The 16,708-nt window shown below is 71.9% G+C and carries 15 protein-coding genes and 1 riboswitch; of the genes, 7 read left to right on the top strand and 8 right to left on the bottom strand.

All coding sequences use genetic code 11. The annotated features are described in order from the left end of the window. Window positions 1-24: 24 nt before the first annotated feature. Window positions 25-1,302: an extracellular solute-binding protein gene (locus ACIA79_RS09300; RefSeq protein WP_399427546.1), complete on the bottom strand. Its 1,278-nt coding sequence runs from the start codon at window positions 1,300-1,302 to the stop codon at window positions 25-27. Window positions 1,303-1,956: 654 nt separating this feature from the next. Here ACIA79_RS09300 and ACIA79_RS09305 point away from each other — a divergent pair. The 7 genes from ACIA79_RS09305 to ACIA79_RS09335 all read left to right on the top strand — a co-directional run bounded on the left by ACIA79_RS09305 (window position 1,957) and on the right by ACIA79_RS09335 (window position 10,023). After that, window positions 1,957-2,724 carry a GntR family transcriptional regulator gene (locus tag ACIA79_RS09305; RefSeq protein WP_399427547.1) on the top strand — a complete coding sequence of 256 codons (768 nt, stop codon included), beginning with the start codon at window positions 1,957-1,959 and terminating at the stop codon, window positions 2,722-2,724. A gap of 136 nt (window positions 2,725-2,860) precedes the next feature. Further along, window positions 2,861-5,098 (top strand): carbon starvation CstA family protein, encoded by a 2,238-nt coding sequence (locus tag ACIA79_RS09310; RefSeq protein ID WP_399427548.1) that lies wholly within the window; start codon window positions 2,861-2,863, stop codon window positions 5,096-5,098. Between the two features lie 5 nt (window positions 5,099-5,103). Next, window positions 5,104-5,319, top strand: a complete 216-nt coding sequence (locus tag ACIA79_RS09315; protein ID WP_399427549.1) for a YbdD/YjiX family protein — start codon at window positions 5,104-5,106, stop codon at window positions 5,317-5,319. An 81-nt stretch (window positions 5,320-5,400) separates the two neighbouring features. Continuing rightward, a complete protein-coding gene (locus tag ACIA79_RS09320) occupies window positions 5,401-5,904 on the top strand; it encodes a GNAT family N-acetyltransferase (RefSeq protein WP_399427550.1) in 504 nt (167 codons plus the stop codon). A 19-nt stretch (window positions 5,905-5,923) separates the two neighbouring features. Next, window positions 5,924-6,080: riboswitch (cobalamin riboswitch) on the top strand. A 136-nt stretch (window positions 6,081-6,216) separates the two neighbouring features. After that, entirely contained in the window at window positions 6,217-8,574 is a 2,358-nt protein-coding gene (locus ACIA79_RS09325) for a ribonucleoside-diphosphate reductase subunit alpha (protein WP_399427551.1), read from the top strand. Further along, window positions 8,574-9,584 (top strand): ribonucleotide-diphosphate reductase subunit beta, encoded by a 1,011-nt coding sequence (locus ACIA79_RS09330; protein WP_399427552.1) that lies wholly within the window; start codon window positions 8,574-8,576, stop codon window positions 9,582-9,584. Before ACIA79_RS09325 ends, ACIA79_RS09330 begins: the two co-directional genes overlap by 1 nt. Before the next feature lies 1 nt (window position 9,585). Next, entirely contained in the window at window positions 9,586-10,023 is a 438-nt protein-coding gene (locus ACIA79_RS09335; protein WP_399427553.1) for a DUF2809 domain-containing protein, read from the top strand. A 103-nt stretch (window positions 10,024-10,126) separates the two neighbouring features. On the opposite strand, the gene def is transcribed toward ACIA79_RS09335, so the two are convergent. From def to ACIA79_RS09370, 7 genes are all read right to left on the bottom strand, one after another. Next, window positions 10,127-10,777, bottom strand: coding sequence for a peptide deformylase (gene def, locus ACIA79_RS09340; RefSeq protein ID WP_399427554.1), 651 nt, complete (start codon window positions 10,775-10,777; stop codon window positions 10,127-10,129). 86 nt (window positions 10,778-10,863) lie between these two features. Then, on the bottom strand, window positions 10,864-11,844 hold the full coding sequence (locus tag ACIA79_RS09345) for a tetratricopeptide repeat protein (protein WP_399427555.1): 981 nt from the start codon (window positions 11,842-11,844) through the stop codon (window positions 10,864-10,866). Window positions 11,845-11,949: 105 nt separating this feature from the next. Then, a complete protein-coding gene (locus tag ACIA79_RS09350; protein ID WP_399427556.1) occupies window positions 11,950-13,254 on the bottom strand; it encodes an HD-GYP domain-containing protein in 1,305 nt (434 codons plus the stop codon). Continuing rightward, window positions 13,251-14,669, bottom strand: a complete 1,419-nt coding sequence (locus ACIA79_RS09355) for an HD-GYP domain-containing protein (protein WP_399427558.1) — start codon at window positions 14,667-14,669, stop codon at window positions 13,251-13,253. The genes ACIA79_RS09350 and ACIA79_RS09355 overlap by 4 nt, the downstream gene beginning before the upstream one ends. A gap of 169 nt (window positions 14,670-14,838) precedes the next feature. Further along, window positions 14,839-15,144, bottom strand: coding sequence for a mycothiol system anti-sigma-R factor (gene rsrA, locus ACIA79_RS09360; RefSeq protein WP_031076821.1), 306 nt, complete (start codon window positions 15,142-15,144; stop codon window positions 14,839-14,841). Beyond that, entirely contained in the window at window positions 15,141-15,797 is a 657-nt protein-coding gene (locus tag ACIA79_RS09365; RefSeq protein WP_031076819.1) for a sigma-70 family RNA polymerase sigma factor, read from the bottom strand. Before ACIA79_RS09365 ends, rsrA begins: the two co-directional genes overlap by 4 nt. Window positions 15,798-16,052: 255 nt before the next feature. Further along, window positions 16,053-16,700 (bottom strand): alpha/beta family hydrolase, encoded by a 648-nt coding sequence (locus ACIA79_RS09370; protein ID WP_399427559.1) that lies wholly within the window; start codon window positions 16,698-16,700, stop codon window positions 16,053-16,055. Window positions 16,701-16,708 lie beyond the last annotated feature (8 nt).

A 16,708-nucleotide genomic window follows, 5' to 3' on the forward strand; every position in this document is an offset into this window, starting at 1 on the left:
TGTGGTCACCACGGGCTCCCCAGGTCACTTGGTGTTGATGACCTTGTCGATGGCGGCGTCCGCGTCCTTCGCGGCGGCCTCGACCGACTTCTTGCCGGTACCGATCTCCTGGAGCATGGTCTTGAGGGTCTGGGCCTTCTCGACCTGGCCCCAGCCGGGGGCCATGGGGACGAACCAGCTGGACTCGGCGGCCGTGGCCGGGACCGCGGTCTTGGGGTCGGCCTTCAGGGGTGCGAGGTCGGCCTTGTTGTTGGGCAGGTTGCCCTTGGCGAGCAGGCCCTTCTGGCCCTTGGCGCCGGTGAAGGCGTTGATCCACTCGGCCGCGGCGTCCTGCGCCTTGGACTTGACCGGGATGGCGAGGTCGGACCCGCCGAGGAAGACCGGGATGTTCTTGCCGGACGGGCCGGGCATGACGAAGTTCTCGAGGTTGCCCTTGAGCTTGCCGGTCTTGTCGTTCTTCGGGTCCTCGGCCGTGGCACCCTCCCAGGCGGCGGCGAAGATCATGGCGGCGTTGCCCTGGCCGTAGACGATGTACCGGTCCGACTCGTCCTTGGTCTTGTCGGCCTTCATGTACGTGTCGAGGACCTTCTTGTACTCCTTGAGGCCCTTGAGGGACTCCGGCGAGGACAGGTTGGCCTTCCAGGTGTCGCCGTCCTTCTTGGCGATGGAGCCGCCCGCGTCGTACACGAAGGACATCGCGGCGTACCAGTCCGGCGAGGGCTGGTACCAGGCGCTGAACTTGTCGCCCTTCTTCGCCTGGATCCTGTCCAGGGCGGCGGTCAGCTCCGCGTACGTCTTCGGCGGGGTCTTCACGCCGACCTCGGCGGCGACGTCCTTGCGCCAGTTGGCGACACGGCCGCCGGCGTAGTAGGGGACGCCGTAGGTCTTGCCCTCGTAGGTGACGGACTCCTTGAGGCCGTCCAGCCACTGGTCCGACTGGTCGAACTTCTTCGGGTCGACCTCGGCGAAGGCGCCCTTGACCATGTAGCCGAGCATCTCGGTGTTGCCCATCTCGACCACGTCGGGCGCCTTGTCCGTGGCGAGGACGGCGTCCAGCTTGGCGTTCTTGTCGGGCCAGCCGTAGTACTCGTGCTTGATCTTGATGCCCGGGTACTTCTTGGCGATCGCGTCGTCGGCCGCCTTGACCAGGTCCGGCCAGTTGTTCTGGGCGTCGACCGTCAGCCAGACGGTCAGCTCCTTGGTGTCGCCCCCCGCGCTGTCGCCGCCCTTGTCGGAACCACACGCCGCGACACCGGCCATCATGCCCGCGACGCCTATCGCCGCGATGAGCTTGCGCTTCACGCCACCCTCCTCAGGGATGCCTGCAACCCCTGCCCACCGCGAAGCCATACGACCTGTACTGCCCGTGGGACTGGGACCTGGTCGTTAATGGTTTAGACCAGTAGCCCGGAGCTTGGCCTAGACCTTTTGGGGTGTCAAGAGTGAGCAAGACGGGCGGTCCTGTCTGTTACCGGACCGACACCTGGCGGCGGACGCGCACGCCGGCGCCCCCGGAGCGGGGCCGCCGTCGCGCGCGGAAGCGGGGCCGGTCCACCCGCGGCCCGGTCGGCGTCCAGGTGTGCCGCCGTCATCGATGCACGTTCGCCGTCCGAAAGGTACGGACCTTCCTGACAGGCGGCAATGGGAATGCCAAGTTCCTTTCCGGTACGGCCCGATGGCCGGCGCCGCGGCTTCCCCGCCGCCCCCCGGGGCGGCCGTGCGGCGCCCCCGCACACGGCGTGCGCGCCCCGCCCGCCCGGACGCGCCGCACACCGACCGGCGAATGGCCTAGACCAACGGGGGTGTCCACGGTGTATAAGAAGCGGTGACGACGTACCGTCACTGAACCGGCGGCCTCGGGTAACGGGTCCCGGGCCCGCAAACCGTGCCACCATGTGAGCCGCAACAACGGAGGAGCCGGTGACGGCAGCAGCACAGAAGTCGGGAAGGCGGGCCATGGCCACGGATGGGGGCGGCAGCACCGAGGGCGAGAGCGGGACGGCCACGCGCACCGCACGCGTGCCCAAGTACTACCGGCTCAAGCGGCATCTGCTCGACATGACGCAGACCATGCCCCCGGGCACCCCGGTGCCCCCCGAGCGCACGCTCGCGGCCGAGTTCGACACCTCGCGCACCACCGTGCGCCAGGCGCTGCAGGAGCTCGTGGTCGAGGGGCGGCTGGAACGCATCCAGGGCAAGGGCACGTTCGTCGCCAAGCCGAAGGTGTCGCAGGCGCTCCAGCTCACCTCGTACACCGAGGACATGCGCGCCCAGGGCCTGGAGCCCACCTCGCAACTGCTCGACATCGGGTACGTGACGGCCGACGACACGCTCGCCGGGCTGCTCGACATCTCGGCCGGCGGCCGGGTCCTGCGCATCGAGCGGCTGCGCCTGGCGAGCGGCGAGCCGATGGCCATCGAGACGACGCACCTGAGCGCCAAGCGCTTCCCGGCGCTGCGGCGGTCGCTGGTCAAGTACACCTCGCTCTACACGGCGCTGGCGGAGGTGTACGACGTCCGGCTCGCGGAGGCCGAGGAGACCATCGAGACCTCGCTCGCCACACCGCGCGAGGCGGGCCTGCTCGGCACGGACGTGGGCCTGCCGATGCTGATGCTCTCGCGCCACTCGCTGGACGAGAACGGTCAGCCGGTGGAGTGGGTGCGGTCGGTGTACCGGGGCGACCGGTACAAGTTCGTGGCGCGGCTGCAGCGGCCCAACGGCTGAGTCCCGTGGCCGGTCCGTGACGCGGTCCGGCCCAAAAGCGTTGCCGTACCGATATGCGGACGGGGGGTGACGCTGCGCGAGGCACTCCCCTAGATTTCCTGCGCATTACAGGTGATCAGTGAGGGGACGTGCCACCATGCCAGAGCCGTCAGCACCACCGAACTCTTCGAGGACCGGCCTCACTCCGCGGTCGATCGCCATCTGGTCACTCGTGGCCCTGGTGGGGGCGGCGGGCTGGGCGGTGCTCGCGCTCTCCCGGGGCGAGGAGATCTCAGCAGCCTGGATGCTCGCGGCAGCCCTCGGCTCCTACGCGATCGCCTACCGCTTCTACTCCCGCTTCATCGCGAACCGGGTGCTCAAGGTCGACAAGACCCGTGCCACCCCCGCCGAGCGGCTCGACAACGGTGTCGACTTCCACCCCACCGACCGCCGGGTACTCTTCGGCCACCACTTCGCCGCCGTGGCGGGCGCCGGACCGCTGGTCGGGCCCGTCCTCGCCGCGCAGATGGGCTACCTGCCGGGCACGATATGGATCATCGTCGGCGTGATCTTCGCCGGTGCCGTCCAGGACATGGTGACGCTGTTCTTCTCCACCCGCCGCGACGGCCGTTCGCTCGGCCAGATGGCGCGGGACGAGATCGGCCCCTTCGGCGGTGCCGCGGCGCTGATCGCGGTCTTCGCCATCATGATCATCCTGCTGGCCGTGCTGGCCCTGGTCATCGTCAACGCCCTCGCGCACTCGCCGTGGGGCGTCTTCTCCATCGGCATGACGATCCCGATCGCCCTCTTCATGGGCGTGTACCTGCGGGTGCTGCGACCGGGCAGGGTCACCGAGGTCTCGGTCATCGGAGTCGCGCTGCTGCTGCTCGCCATCGTCGCGGGCGGCTGGGTCGCCGAGTCCTCCCTCGCCGACACCTTCACCCTGGAACCGGGCACGCTGGTCATCTGGATGATCGTGTACGGCTTCCTCGCCTCCGTCCTGCCGGTGTGGATGCTGCTGGCGCCCCGCGACTACCTCTCGACCTTCATGAAGGTCGGTACGATCGCGCTCCTCGCGATCGGCGTCTTCGTCGCCCTGCCGACCCTGAAGATGCCGGCGTTCACCGACTTCGCCAGCCGTGGTGACGGTCCGGTCTTCGCCGGATCCATGTTCCCGTTCGTCTTCATCACCATCGCCTGCGGTGCGCTCTCCGGCTTCCACTCCCTGGTCTCCTCCGGCACCACGCCGAAGATGGTCCAGAAGGAGACCCAGATCCGGATGATCGGGTACGGGGCCATGCTGACCGAGTCCTTCGTCGCCGTCATGGCGATGATCACGGCCTCCATCATCGACCCGGGTCTCTTCTTCGCCATCAACTCCCCGGCGGGCGTGGTCGGGACGACGGTGCAGTCCGCGTCCGAGGCGGTGACGAACTTCGGCTTCACCGTCTCGCCCGACCTGCTGGCCAAGGCGGCGGCGGACGTCGAGGAGGCGTCGCTGCTCTCCCGGACCGGCGGCGCGCCGACCTTCGCCCTCGGCATGTCGGAGATCTTCTCCGCGGTCGTCGGCGGCAGCGCCATGAAGGCGTTCTGGTACCACTTCGCCATCATGTTCGAGGCACTGTTCATCCTCACGACGGTGGACGCCGGCACCCGCGTGGGCCGCTTCATGCTCCAGGACATGCTCGGCAACGTCTACAAGCCCTTCAGGCAGGTCAGCTGGAAGCCGGGCGTGTGGTTCGCCAGCGCGGTCGTCGTCGGCGGCTGGGGCTACTTCCTCTGGGTCGGCGTGCACGACCCGCTGGGCGGCATCAACCAGCTCTTCCCGCTGTTCGGCATCGCCAACCAGCTGCTGGCCGCCGTGGCCCTGGCGGTCTGCACGACGCTGCTGGTCAAGTCGGGCCGGCTGAAGTGGGCCTGGGTCACCGCGGTCCCGCTCGCCTGGGACGTGGCGGTCACGCTGACCGCCAGCTGGCAGAAGATCTTCTCGGCCGACCCGCGGGTGGGCTTCTTCGCCCAGCGGGACAAGTACCAGGCCGGCATCGACTCCGGGCAGGTGCTGCCCCCCGCGAAGTCGATGGACGACATGCACACCGTCGTCACCAACTCCACCGTCGACGGCGTCCTCTCCGCCCTCTTCGCCCTCCTCATCATCGTGGTGATCGCGGACGCGGGGCGCGTCTGCTGGAAGGCCGTCACCGACCCCGCCGGCGTGAAGCTCTCCGAGGTCCCGTACACCGAGTCCCGGATCGTGGCCCCCGCCGGGCTGTTCCCCACGGCGGAGGAGAAGGCCGAACTGGTCGCCGCCGGGCTCGGCCCGGACGGCGGCGTCCGCGGCGACCGCAAGGACGGAGGCAGTGGTGACGAGGTGCCGGCCGGGACCGGCTCGGCATGACACCGGTGACCGCTACGGGAGCACCCGGCCGCCTGCGGCGCGCCCTGGGCCGGCTGCGCTGGTACGTGCGTGAGCTGTCCGGCGAGTCGGTGTACGACAAGTACGTCGCCCACGCCCGGTCCCACGACCCGGACGCGGAGGTGCTGACCCGGCGCGAGTTCGAGCGCAGGCGCACCGACGCGCGGGAGGCGGACCCCCGCGACGGGTTCCGCTGCTGCTGAGCGGGTGAGCGCACGACGGGCCGCCGCGATTCCGGGGACGGAATGCGGCGGCCCGTCGCCGTCCCGCTCCACACTCGGACCATGGACATCACCATCAGGGCCGTACGGCCGGAGGAGCACGGGGCGCTGGGCGAGGTCACGGCCCAGGCGTACCTCGGAGACGGGCTGCTGGACTTCGGGGAGAGCGACGAGTACCTGATCGAGCTGCGGGACGTGTCCCGGCGGGCCGCCGGGGCCGAGGTCCTCGTGGCCGTGGAGCAGGACCGGCAGGTGCTCGGCGGTGTGACGTTCGCCGCCGCGGGCGGCGGGCCGTGGGCCGGTCTCGCCGCGGACGGGGAGGCCGAGATCGGGATGCTCGCGGTGGCTCCGGCGGCGCGGCGGCGGGGCGCCGGGGAGGCGCTCGTCCGGGCGTGCGTGGAGCGGGCCCGGGCGGTGGACGGCTGCCGGCGGGTCGTGCTGTCCTCCCGGCAGGCGATGCGGGCGGCCCACCGGCTCTACGAGCGGCTGGGGTTCGTACGGACTCCGGAGCGGGACTGGCAGCCGGTCCCGGGTGTCACCCTCTTCACCTACGCACTGGAGTTGTGACGCACGGCTGACACAACATGTGGGGGGTGCCGTCGTGGGCGCCCCCCACATGTATGCTCATCTCGCTGTCGCCGCAGGGGAATCCGGTGCAAATCCGGAACTGTCCCGCAACGGTGCACCGGTGTGCTTTTGCGCACCCGGAAGTCCGATGACCTGCCGACGGCGCACCCGGCCGTCCGGTCCGGGTGCCCAGACGTCCGGGCCTCGCGGAGTGGGCCGGTGGACGCGGTGCGTGCGCCCCTGTGCCCGGGGCGCCGGGTTCCGCTTCCCCGCCCGCCCGCCGGCCCCGAGCCGAGCGAGGGAGAGCCCCACGTGACCATCGCGCCAGCCGATCCGGCTTCAGCAGTCGCGGACGCGGAGACCGACGCACCGGGGACCGCGCTGCTGCGGATCCTGACCGACCTCACCGCCGATCTGCCCGACACCGACCCCGGCCGGGTCGCCGCCGCGGCGCTGCGCGGCCGGCACGCAGGTTCGGACGAGGCGGAGCTGCGCGAGCTCGCCACCGAGGCGGCCGCCGGTCTGATCGCCGAGGACCCGGCGTACTCCCGGCTCGCGGCCCGGCTGCTGACCCGGACCATCGCGGAGGAGGCGGCCGGGCAGGGCGCGGTGTCGTTCTCGGCGTCGGTGGCGGTGGGGCACCGGGAGGGTCTGATCGCGGACCGTACGGCGGAGTTCGTGTCGCTCCACGCGGACCGGATGGACGCGCTGGTCGACCCCGCGGCCGACGACCGGTTCGGGTACTTCGGGCTGCGCACGCTGTACTCGCGCTACCTGCTGCGCCACCCGATCACGCGCAAGGTGATCGAGACGCCGCAGCACTTCATGCTGCGGGTGGCGGCAGGGCTGGCCGAGGACGACTCGGTGCGCGCGCTGGAGGAGGTGGCGGCGCTGTACGGGCTGATGAGCCGGCTCGACTACCTGCCCTCCTCCCCCACGCTGTTCAACTCCGGGACCCGCCACCCCCAGATGTCGTCCTGCTACCTGCTGGACTCCCCGCAGGACGAGCTCGACTCCATCTACGACCGCTACCACCAGGTGGCACGGCTGTCGAAGCACGCCGGCGGCATCGGCCTGTCGTACTCACGCATCCGGGCCCGCGGTTCGCTGATCCGCGGCACGAACGGGCATTCCAACGGCATCGTGCCGTTCCTGAAGACGCTGGACGCCTCGGTCGCGGCCGTGAACCAGGGCGGGCGGCGCAAGGGCGCGGCGGCCGTGTACCTGGAGACGTGGCACGCGGACATCGAGGAGTTCCTGGAGCTGCGCGACAACACGGGCGAGGACGCCCGGCGTACGCACAACCTGAACCTGGCGCACTGGATCCCGGACGAGTTCATGCGCCGGGTCAACACCGACGCCGAGTGGTCGCTGTTCTCGCCGGCGGACGTGCCGGAGCTGGTCGACCTGTGGGGCGACGAGTTCGACGCCGCGTACCGGGCGGCCGAGGCGAAGGGCCTGGCCCGCAAGACCATGCCGGCCCGCGACCTGTACGGCCGGATGATGCGGACCCTCGCGCAGACCGGCAACGGCTGGATGACGTTCAAGGACGCCTCGAACCGCACCGCGAACCAGACGGCGGAGCCGGGCCGCACGGTCCACTCCTCCAACCTGTGCACCGAGATCCTGGAGGTGACGGACGACGGGGAGACCGCCGTCTGCAACCTGGGCTCGGTCAACCTGGGCGCCTTCGTGGCCGGCGGCGACATCGACTGGGAGCGGCTGGACGAGACCGTCCGTACGGCCGTCACGTTCCTCGACCGGGTCGTCGACATCAACTTCTACCCGACCGAGCAGGCCGGGCGGTCCAACGCCCGGTGGCGGCCCGTCGGCCTGGGCGCGATGGGCCTGCAGGACGTCTTCTTCAAGCTGCGGCTGCCGTTCGACTCCCCCGAGGCGCGCGCCCTGTCGACCCGGATCGCCGAGCGGATCATGCTCGCCGCGTACGAGGCGTCCGCCGACCTCGCCGAGCGCAACGGCCCGCTGCCCGCCTGGGAGAAGACCCGTACCGCGCGCGGGGTGCTGCACCCCGACCACTACGACGTGGAGCTCAACTGGCCCGAGCGGTGGGAGGCACTGCGCGCCCGTGTCGCCCAGGTCGGCATGCGCAACTCGCTGCTGCTGGCCATCGCGCCGACCGCGACGATCGCCTCCATCGCGGGCGTGTACGAGTGCATCGAGCCGCAGGTGTCGAACCTGTTCAAGCGCGAGACGCTGTCGGGTGAGTTCCTCCAGGTCAACTCCTACCTGGTGGACGAGCTGAAGCGGCTCGGCGTGTGGGACGCCCAGACCCGTGAGGCGCTGCGCGAGTCCAGCGGCTCGGTGCAGGGCTTCACCTGGATCCCGGCCGAGGTGCGCGAGCTGTACCGGACGGCGTGGGAGATCCCGCAGCGCGGCCTGATCGACATGGCGGCGGCCCGTACGCCGTTCCTGGACCAGTCGCAGTCGCTGAACCTGTTCCTGGAGACGCCGACCATCGGCAAGCTCTCCTCGATGTACGCGTACGCCTGGAAGCAGGGGCTGAAGACGACGTACTACCTGCGCTCGCGCCCCGCGACCCGCATCGCGCGCGCCGCCCGGGCGTCCGCCCCCGTACCCGCGCAGGTGACCCCGGAGGACGCGGTCGCCTGTTCCCTCGAAAACCCCGAGTCCTGCGAGGCCTGCCAGTAATGTCCGTGGAAAAGAACCTGCTCGATCCGGGCTTCGAACTGACCCTGCGCCCGATGCGCTACCCCGACTTCTACGAGCGCTACCGGGACGCCATCAAGAACACCTGGACCGTGGAGGAGGTCGACCTCCACTCCGACGTCGCCGACCTCGCCAAGCTCACGCCGGGCGAGCAGCACCTGATCGGCCGGCTGGTGGCGTTCTTCGCGACCGGCGACTCGATCGTGGCGAACAACCTGGTGCTGACGCTCTACAAGCACATCAACTCCCCCGAGGCGCGGCTGTACCTGTCGCGGCAGTTGTTCGAGGAGGCCGTGCACGTCCAGTTCTATCTGACACTGCTCGACACCTACCTCCCCGACCCGGAGGACCGCGCCGCGGCGTTCGACGCCGTGGAGAACATCCCCTCCATCCGCGAGAAGGCGCAGTTCTGCTTCCGCTGGATGGACTCGGTGGAGAAGATCGACCGGCTGGAGACGAAGGCCGACCGGCGTCGCTTCCTGCTGAACCTGATCTGTTTCGCCGCCTGTATCGAGGGCCTGTTCTTCTACGGGGCTTTCGCCTACGTGTACTGGTTCCGCTCGCGCGGTCTGCTGCACGGCCTGGCGACCGGCACCAACTGGGTGTTCCGGGACGAGACGATGCACATGAACTTCGCGTTCGAGGTCGTCGACACTGTCCGCAAGGAGGAGCCGGACCTCTTCGACGACGCGCTCCAGCAGCAGGTCACCGACATGCTGAAAGAGGCCGTGGAGGCGGAGCTGCAGTTCGGCCGCGACCTGTGCGGTGACGGCCTGCCGGGGATGAACACCGAGTCGATGCGTGCCTACCTGGAGTGCGTCGCCGACCAGCGCCTCCAGCGGCTGGGCTTCGCCCCGGTGTACGGCTCCGAGAACCCGTTCTCCTTCATGGAGCTCCAGGGCGTGCAGGAGCTGACCAACTTCTTCGAGCGCCGCCCGTCGGCGTACCAGGTGGCGGTGGAGGGCTCGGTCGACCTGGACGAGGACTTCTGACGTGGCGCCTCCCCGGGGCCGTGGTCCCGCGCGGCCGCGGGGCACCGCCACGCGGCCGGCCGCCTGTGCCGCCGCCGCGCTGACCGTCGCAGCGGGCCTGGGTGTCCGGTCCGCGGCGACGGGCGAGTGGGCCGCGTTCGCCGGGGACGCGCTGTACACGGTGCTGATCGTGGCGCTGGTGGCGGCGGTGGCGCCCCGGCTGCGGCCGGCGGTGGCGGCCGGGACCGCGCTGGGTTTCTCGTACGCGGTGGAGCTGTTCCAGCTGACGGGCGTCCCGGCCGCGCTGGCCGCTCGCAGCGCTCTCGCCCCGCTGGTCCTCGGCACGTCGTTCCACGCCCCGGACCTCCTCCGGTACGCGGTCGGCGCGGCGGCCGGCTGGGCGGTGTACGCCGGGCTTTGCCGCCGCGCCCGGCGGCCGGAGGCCGCGGCCGGACGCTGACCGGACCGTACGGGCGGAAGGGGCACGACCGCCGTGGGCAGGACCGGTGGCGGACACGCGAAGGCCCCGTCCCGGACACCGGGACGGGGCCTTCGGCCGTGTGTCAGTCGTTGGCGACGACCGGGTAGCGCGGCGTGCCCGCCTCCATCTGCTTCAGCGCGTCCTTGCGCTCCCGCTTCGACAGCCGGTCGATGTACAGGTATCCGTAGAGGTGGTCCGTCTCGTGCTGCAGGCAGCGGGCGAAGTACCCGGTGCCGCGCACGGTGATGGGGTTGCCCTTGACGTCCTGGCCGCGCACCACGGCGTAGTCGGGCCGCGCCAGCGACGCGTACGCCGTCGGGACGGACAGGCAGCCCTCGTTGGAGTCGTCCAGCACGCGCCGGACCGCCGGCAGCTCCTCCAGCACCGGGTTGCAGACCACGCCCACGTGCCGTACGCCCTCGTCGTCCGGGCAGTCGTAGACGAAGACCTTCAGGTCCACACCGATCTGATTGGCGGCCAGGCCCACGCCCTCCGCCGTCCGCTGGCTGGCGAACATGTCGTCGACCAGCTGCGCGAGGGACTCGTCGAACGCGGTGACGTCCTTGCACTCCTTGTGCAGCACGGGGTTGCCGACGACCGTGATCGGGCGGGAGGTGCCGCGCTCGCGGTGGATCCGCTCACGCTCCTCGCAGTTCTCCGTGTCGATGACGAAGCCCTCGTCGTCCACGGGGAGGACGTCGATGTCCTGCTGGTCCGTCTCCTGCTGCGCCATGTCCGCCTTCGCGCCTTTCCGTCGGTGCCCGGGTACCCGTTGCCGTGATGTGCCCGTACAGCCTACGCGGGCGCGGGCGGCCGGGGTCAGCAGACTTCCTCGAGATCCCGCCACTCACGGCTGTCCGGGCTGTCCGCCACCCAGCCGTCCAGCAGCCCCCGCACCAGTCCGGCCGGGGCTGCGATCCCGCACTCGCGCTCCGGCACCCACAGCTCGCCCGGCGAGCGGTGCCCGAGCGGCCCGGGGTGCCCCGGCTCGCTGTGGTCGTGCGGGTCCAGGTGCTCGCCCTCGCCCTCCGCGCTCGGCATCCGCGACTCGGAGCAGGTCCGGCACAGCAGCCGCACCGACGACGACCAGTCCTCGGCGGCGAAGCCGGCGTCGGCCGCCAGCCGCTCCAGGGCGTCACGGTCGGCCTCCGTGGCCGCCTCCAGCAGCACGACCCAGGTCGGCACGGGCGACGGTGCCCACAGCTCGATCTCGTCGAACACCGGGAAGCTGTGCCCGGCCGCGGTGGTCCGCTCGCCGTTGGGCACCCCGTCGTGCAGCACGACCTCGCCCCAGCGCCGCCCCGAGGACGGCAGCGGAATGGACAGCACTTCTATCCGGGCCGGGTCGAGCCGGCGGCCCCACACCACTTCCGCCTCGCCCTCCGGCGAGAGCCGTACGGCGGCACTGCCCAGCTCCATCCCGGTCGGCTCCCCGCCCGCCGCGGCCGCCCCGGGCACCTTCAGCCCGTACGCCTGCCAGGCACGGCGGGCCAGCGGCCAGTCCTGGAGGGCGGTGGCGGCGATGCCCACGTTCCACCAGTCGGGCGCGCCGGTCTCCTTGTCGAGCAGCGCGACGGCCCGCAGACCCGCGGTGCGCGCCTGCTCCCAGTCGTGCCGGAACTTGTGCAGCAGCGCCAGATTGAACCAGGACTCCGAGAGCCAGGGCTCCAGGTCCGCCGCACGCGTCAGCAGCGCGCCCGCGTCCTCGTACCGCCCGTCCCCGATCAGCGTGAACGCGCGGTCGGTGGCCTGCCGCCACGAGGCGGAGGGCCGATGCCGTACCTTCCCGAAGATCCTCACGATTCCCGCCTGCCGGTCTGCCGGTCACTGAAGGTCTCTGCCCCCGGACACCCTCTTGTTCGCATCCAACCATGCCGGGTCGCACACCCGCTCATTACCCATGGGTTACCCCGGTGCGGGACCGGTGACGCCGCCCCGGGCCAGCACTCTGGCCAGGGACTCCACCACCGCCGGGTGGTAGTCCCGCGCGGTGCCCAGCCGGAGCTGCTCAAGGGCGGTGAGCGACCCCTGGGCGGTTTCCCCGGCGAGGTCGTCGTATGCGTTGACGGCCCGGACGATCCGGGCGGGCAGCGGCTGCTCGCGGTAGGGGTCGGCCTGGCGCTCCACGACGACCGCGACCGCCGCCGGCACCCCGGTCTGCCGCACCACGGCGCCGCCCAGCAGGGCGATACGGCGCTGCTCGGCGGCCGGGAGCAGAGCGGTGGCACCCTCCGGTACCGGGTCGACCAGCGAGAGCTGCCCGATGTCGTGCATCAGCGCGGCGTACTCCAGCACGGTCAGGTCGGGTTCCGACAGCCCCAGCTCGCGCCCGACGGCGAGGCTGAGCGCCGCGACGCGGTGGGCGTGGCCGGGCGCCGTGTAGCCGGCGATCTCCGTGGCCCGCGCGAGGGAGGCGATGGTCTGGCGGTACGTGGCGCGCACGGCGGTGTACCGGCGGAACGACAGCTGGGTGAGCAGCAGCGGTACGCAGAACAGGGGCAGCGCCCACAGGCCGGCGACCGCGACCGCGAGGGCGATGACGGCGCCGGTGGCGCATACCGCCGAGCCGATGCCGAGCAGGGCGCGCAACTCGTCACGCAGCAGCGGCCCGTACCGGTAGCCCGTGCGGACCCGCAGCAGCAGGGCGGCGAGCACGGCGTCGCACAGCGCCGACAGCACGAGCACCAGCGCCACGAAGAGCGCGTAGAAGGGCCCCTGCCCGATGGACTCGCCCAACCGGCCCGAGTTGTAGAGGGGTTGGAAGCAGGCGGCGGCGAACGCGGTGGTCAGCACCCGGCGCGCCAGGTGGTCGTGGGCGGGCCGGCAGCCGCGGGCCACGTGCGGTACGGCCCCGGTGAGCGTGCCCGCGACGACGACGGCGACGATCTGGAGCACCCCGTGGGTGGTGGCCCGCCCGGCGCACTCGCCGAGCAGGGCGTACGCGAGGGCCCCCGCGGCCCCGAGGGGTGCCGGTTCCCGTGCCCACACCTCGGCCAGCAGCGGCGGTGCCCCTCTGCCGGGCCCGGTGCCCCAGCGGGCGAGCTCCCCGACGGCGATGAGCACGCCGAAGGCGAGCGCGGTGCCCGGCTCGGCGACCCCGTGCCACAGGGTCCATCCGAGCCCGCCGGCGGCCAGGACTCCGGCCGCCCCGTGGACGACGCGCACCGGGTGCGGCAGTACCGCCGCCCGGGCGGCCCCGAGCGCCGTCACAGGGCCCCGTCCCGCGCGGAACCGGGTCCGGCGTCGCGGGCCGCGCCGCCGGGACCGGGCCGGGCCGGGGCGGCCGGGCCGCGTCCCGGGTCACGGGGTGGAGGGACGTTTCGGCGCGGTACCTCGGGCGGATCGTCGGTGGTGACGGCCGGCTCCCATCCGTGCTTGTCCAGCGCCCGCACGAGCGCCCCCACCATCCGCGGGTCGAACTGCGTGCCCGCGCACCGCTCCAGCTCGGCCACCGCCGTCGCCACGGGGCGCGCCCGCCGGTAGGAGCGGGTGGAGGTCATCGCGTCGAAGGCGTCCGCCACCGCGACGACCCGCGCGAACTCGGGGATCTGCCGGCCGCGCAGCCCGTACGGGTAGCCGCTGCCGTCGATGCGTTCGTGGTGGTGCAGGATCGCCGCCCGCGCCTCGCCGAGGAACCCGATGCCGCGCACGATCTCGTGCCCGTACTCCGGGTGCAGTTCGATCACCCGCCGCTCCTCGGGGGTCAGCGGTCCGTCCTTGCGCAGCACGCGCGTGGGCACCCCGAGCTTGCCCACGTCGTGGAGGATCCCGGCGAACCGGATCACCTCCAGCCGCGTCTCGTCCATGCCGAGCTCGCGGGCGATCAGCACCGAGGCGTGGCCAACCCGCTCGCTGTGGCCGCGGGTGTAGGTGTCCTTGAGGTCGACGGCCTGGACCAGGGCGCGGATGGTCGCCTGGTGCGCGGCGCGCTCCCGGTGGTACTGCGTGAACATCCAGCTGGAGATGTACATGGGCAGCAGGACGAACAGCGCGGCGGGCCAGCCGTACGGGCTGCGCCACAGCACCGCCATCATCAGCCCGGCCAGCCCGTGCACGGCGTGCGGCGCCAGCGACCGCGGCAGCAGCCCGCGCCAGGCGCCGCGCCACGGGACGCCCATCGCCGTGGCCATGATGCCGCCGTCGAGCGCGGTGAGCACCAGTGAGAAGGCGAGCACCGACAGGCCGGCGGGCAGCAGCACATGGGGGAAGTCGGGGAACGCGGAGAGGGCGTCGCCGTCGGCGCCGAAGGCCGCCGCGGTCTGCGCCGCGGCCCACGCGGCGAGGGCGAGCCGCGCGGCGCGCCAGGCCCGCCGGGGCGCGGCGGGCCGCTGCTCGACCGGGGCGATCAGCGCCCCGGGGACGGCCACCAGGGCGGCCGCGGCGGGTGGCAGCAGCAGCGCGGCGGCGAGCAGGACGGGGAAGAAGGAGCCCGTGCCCGCGGGCGCCTCGGAGCCCCGCCCCGGCCGGCGCGCGGGCCACTCGCAGAAGGCGTAGAGCGCGGCGAGGAGCGCGAGGGCGCGCCAGGGCGTCCCGGCGGCCGGATCGAACGCGGGCAGCGCGCACACGGCGGCGCACAGCACCGTGCCCACGAGATATGCGCACGCCCCCACCGGAATGCCCGCCACCGTTCCCGCCTCCCGCCGGCCCTCCGAAACGAGCGCAAGGCTACGAGCCGGTGACCGCTTGGTGGCGGCGGACGGAATCTATTAGCCCCTTCGGGTGACCAGCGGATGAACGGGAGGGGCGCGCCGCGGTGCTCGCGGCGCGCCCCTCCCGTCACCTGCGCGGCAGGCGCTACTCCTGGGTCGCGGGCGTGGACGACACGTCGTGGTCCGGCACGGCCTCGCCCGAGCGGATCAGCTCGATCCGCCCCATGACCTTGGCCCGCAGGTCGCTCGGTACGTCGTCATGGCCGCAGCACCGCTTGACCAGCTTCTTCACGGCCTGTTCGAGCCCGTACTTCTCCAGGCACGGGGAGCACTCCTCGAAGTGCACCTCGAACTTGGTGCAGTCGCTGTCGGGCATCTCGCGGTCGAGGAACTCGTAGAGATGGTCCAGGACCTCTGCGCATTCCGTCTCGTGCGGCTCTCCGCAGCTCATGAGCCCGAGCCTTTCCCGTTGTTCGACGACTCTCCGGCGCCCGCGGGGACCAGCCCGCGGTCGCGGGCGTAGTCCTCGAGCATGCCGCGCAACTGGCGGCGGCCACGGTGCAGTCGGGACATCACCGTACCGATGGGTGTACCCATGATGTCCGCGATCTCCTTGTACGCAAAGCCCTCGACATCGGCGAGGTACACCGCGATGCGGAACTCCTCGGGGATCGCCTGGAGCGCTTCCTTCACGTCGGAGTCGGGCAGATGGTCCAGCGCCTGGGACTCGGCGGACCGCAGACCGGTGGACATGTGCGACTCGGCGCGGGCGAGCTGCCAGTCCTCGATCTCCTCGGCGGCGCTGCGCTGGGGCTCGCGCTGCTTCTTGCGGTACGAGTTGATGAAGGTGTTGGTGAGGATCCGGTACAGCCAGGCCTTGAGGTTCGTGCCCTCACGGAACTGGTGGAACGACCCGTACGCCTTGGCGTACGTCTCCTGGACCAGGTCCTCGGCGTCGGCGGGGTTGCGCGTCATGCGCAGGGCCGCGGAGTACATCTGGTCGAGGTAGCCGAGGGCGTCCCGCTCGAAGCGCGCGTTGCGCTCGGTCTCCGTCTCCTCGGGGCCGTCGTTGGTCCCTGTGTCGGTCCCGGTGACCGGACCCACCTCCTCCAGCGCAGTGACGGGACCGAGTCCGGACCCGCTCGAATCGGAGAATAGTCGACCTTCCGGCGCCAGTCCCTTCGAATTCCCTCCGCGAGCTGCCCGGGCAGGGGCGGTCCTGGCCGCAGGGAGCACGGTCCAGTCCAGCTCGGCGGACGCGGACCGGCTGGGGCAGACGATCGAACCCATGCGACGGACTTCCTCTCCTGGCTCAGCTCTCTTCACCGACGCCCGTCATAACAACACCCCGGCGGCTCTTCATTCCCGCAGGGAACCCACCCACGCCGTGACCCGGCCGGTGATCACCGCGAGCGCCGCCTCCTGGGTCACCGGCGCCCGCTTCGGCACGGCGAACCCGTGGTCGCCGAAGGGGACCTCCACCAGGTCGTGGTCGCCATCCGGGAACTCGGCGGGCCTGCCGAAGGGGTCGTTGCCGCCCTGGACGACGAGGGTGGGCACACCCGCCCCGCGCAGCTCGTCCGCCCGCGAGTTCTCCGGCCTGCCCGGCGGGTGGAGCGGGAAGCTCAGCGCCAGTACGGCGCGGGCGCCCAGCTCACGGGCGGTGCGGCAGGCCACCCGGGCGCCCGCGCTGCGCCCGCCGGCCACGATCGGCAGCCCGGGCACGCGCAGGGCGTGCCACAGGTCCCGCCAGGCGGCGTCCAGGGTCCTGGGCGCGGGCGCGAGCTTCCTGCCGGCGACCCGCCAGGGCTGTTCGACCAGGGCGACGGTCACGCCGGCGGCGGGCAGGGCGGCGGCGAGCGCCCGGAGGTCCCGGGCCTCGATGCCGCCGCCGGCGCCGTGGCCGAGGGCCATGACGAGTCGGGCGTCGCCCTCGGCGGCGTGCCAGGTGATGCGGGCGTCGCCGACGCCGGTGGGCACGGTTTCGGTGGTGGTCGTGTCGGTCACCGTGCCAT

It is taken from the genome of Streptomyces sp. NPDC051310, assembly GCF_044455245.1.
In the GTDB taxonomy this organism is placed as follows: domain Bacteria; phylum Actinomycetota; class Actinomycetes; order Streptomycetales; family Streptomycetaceae; genus Streptomyces.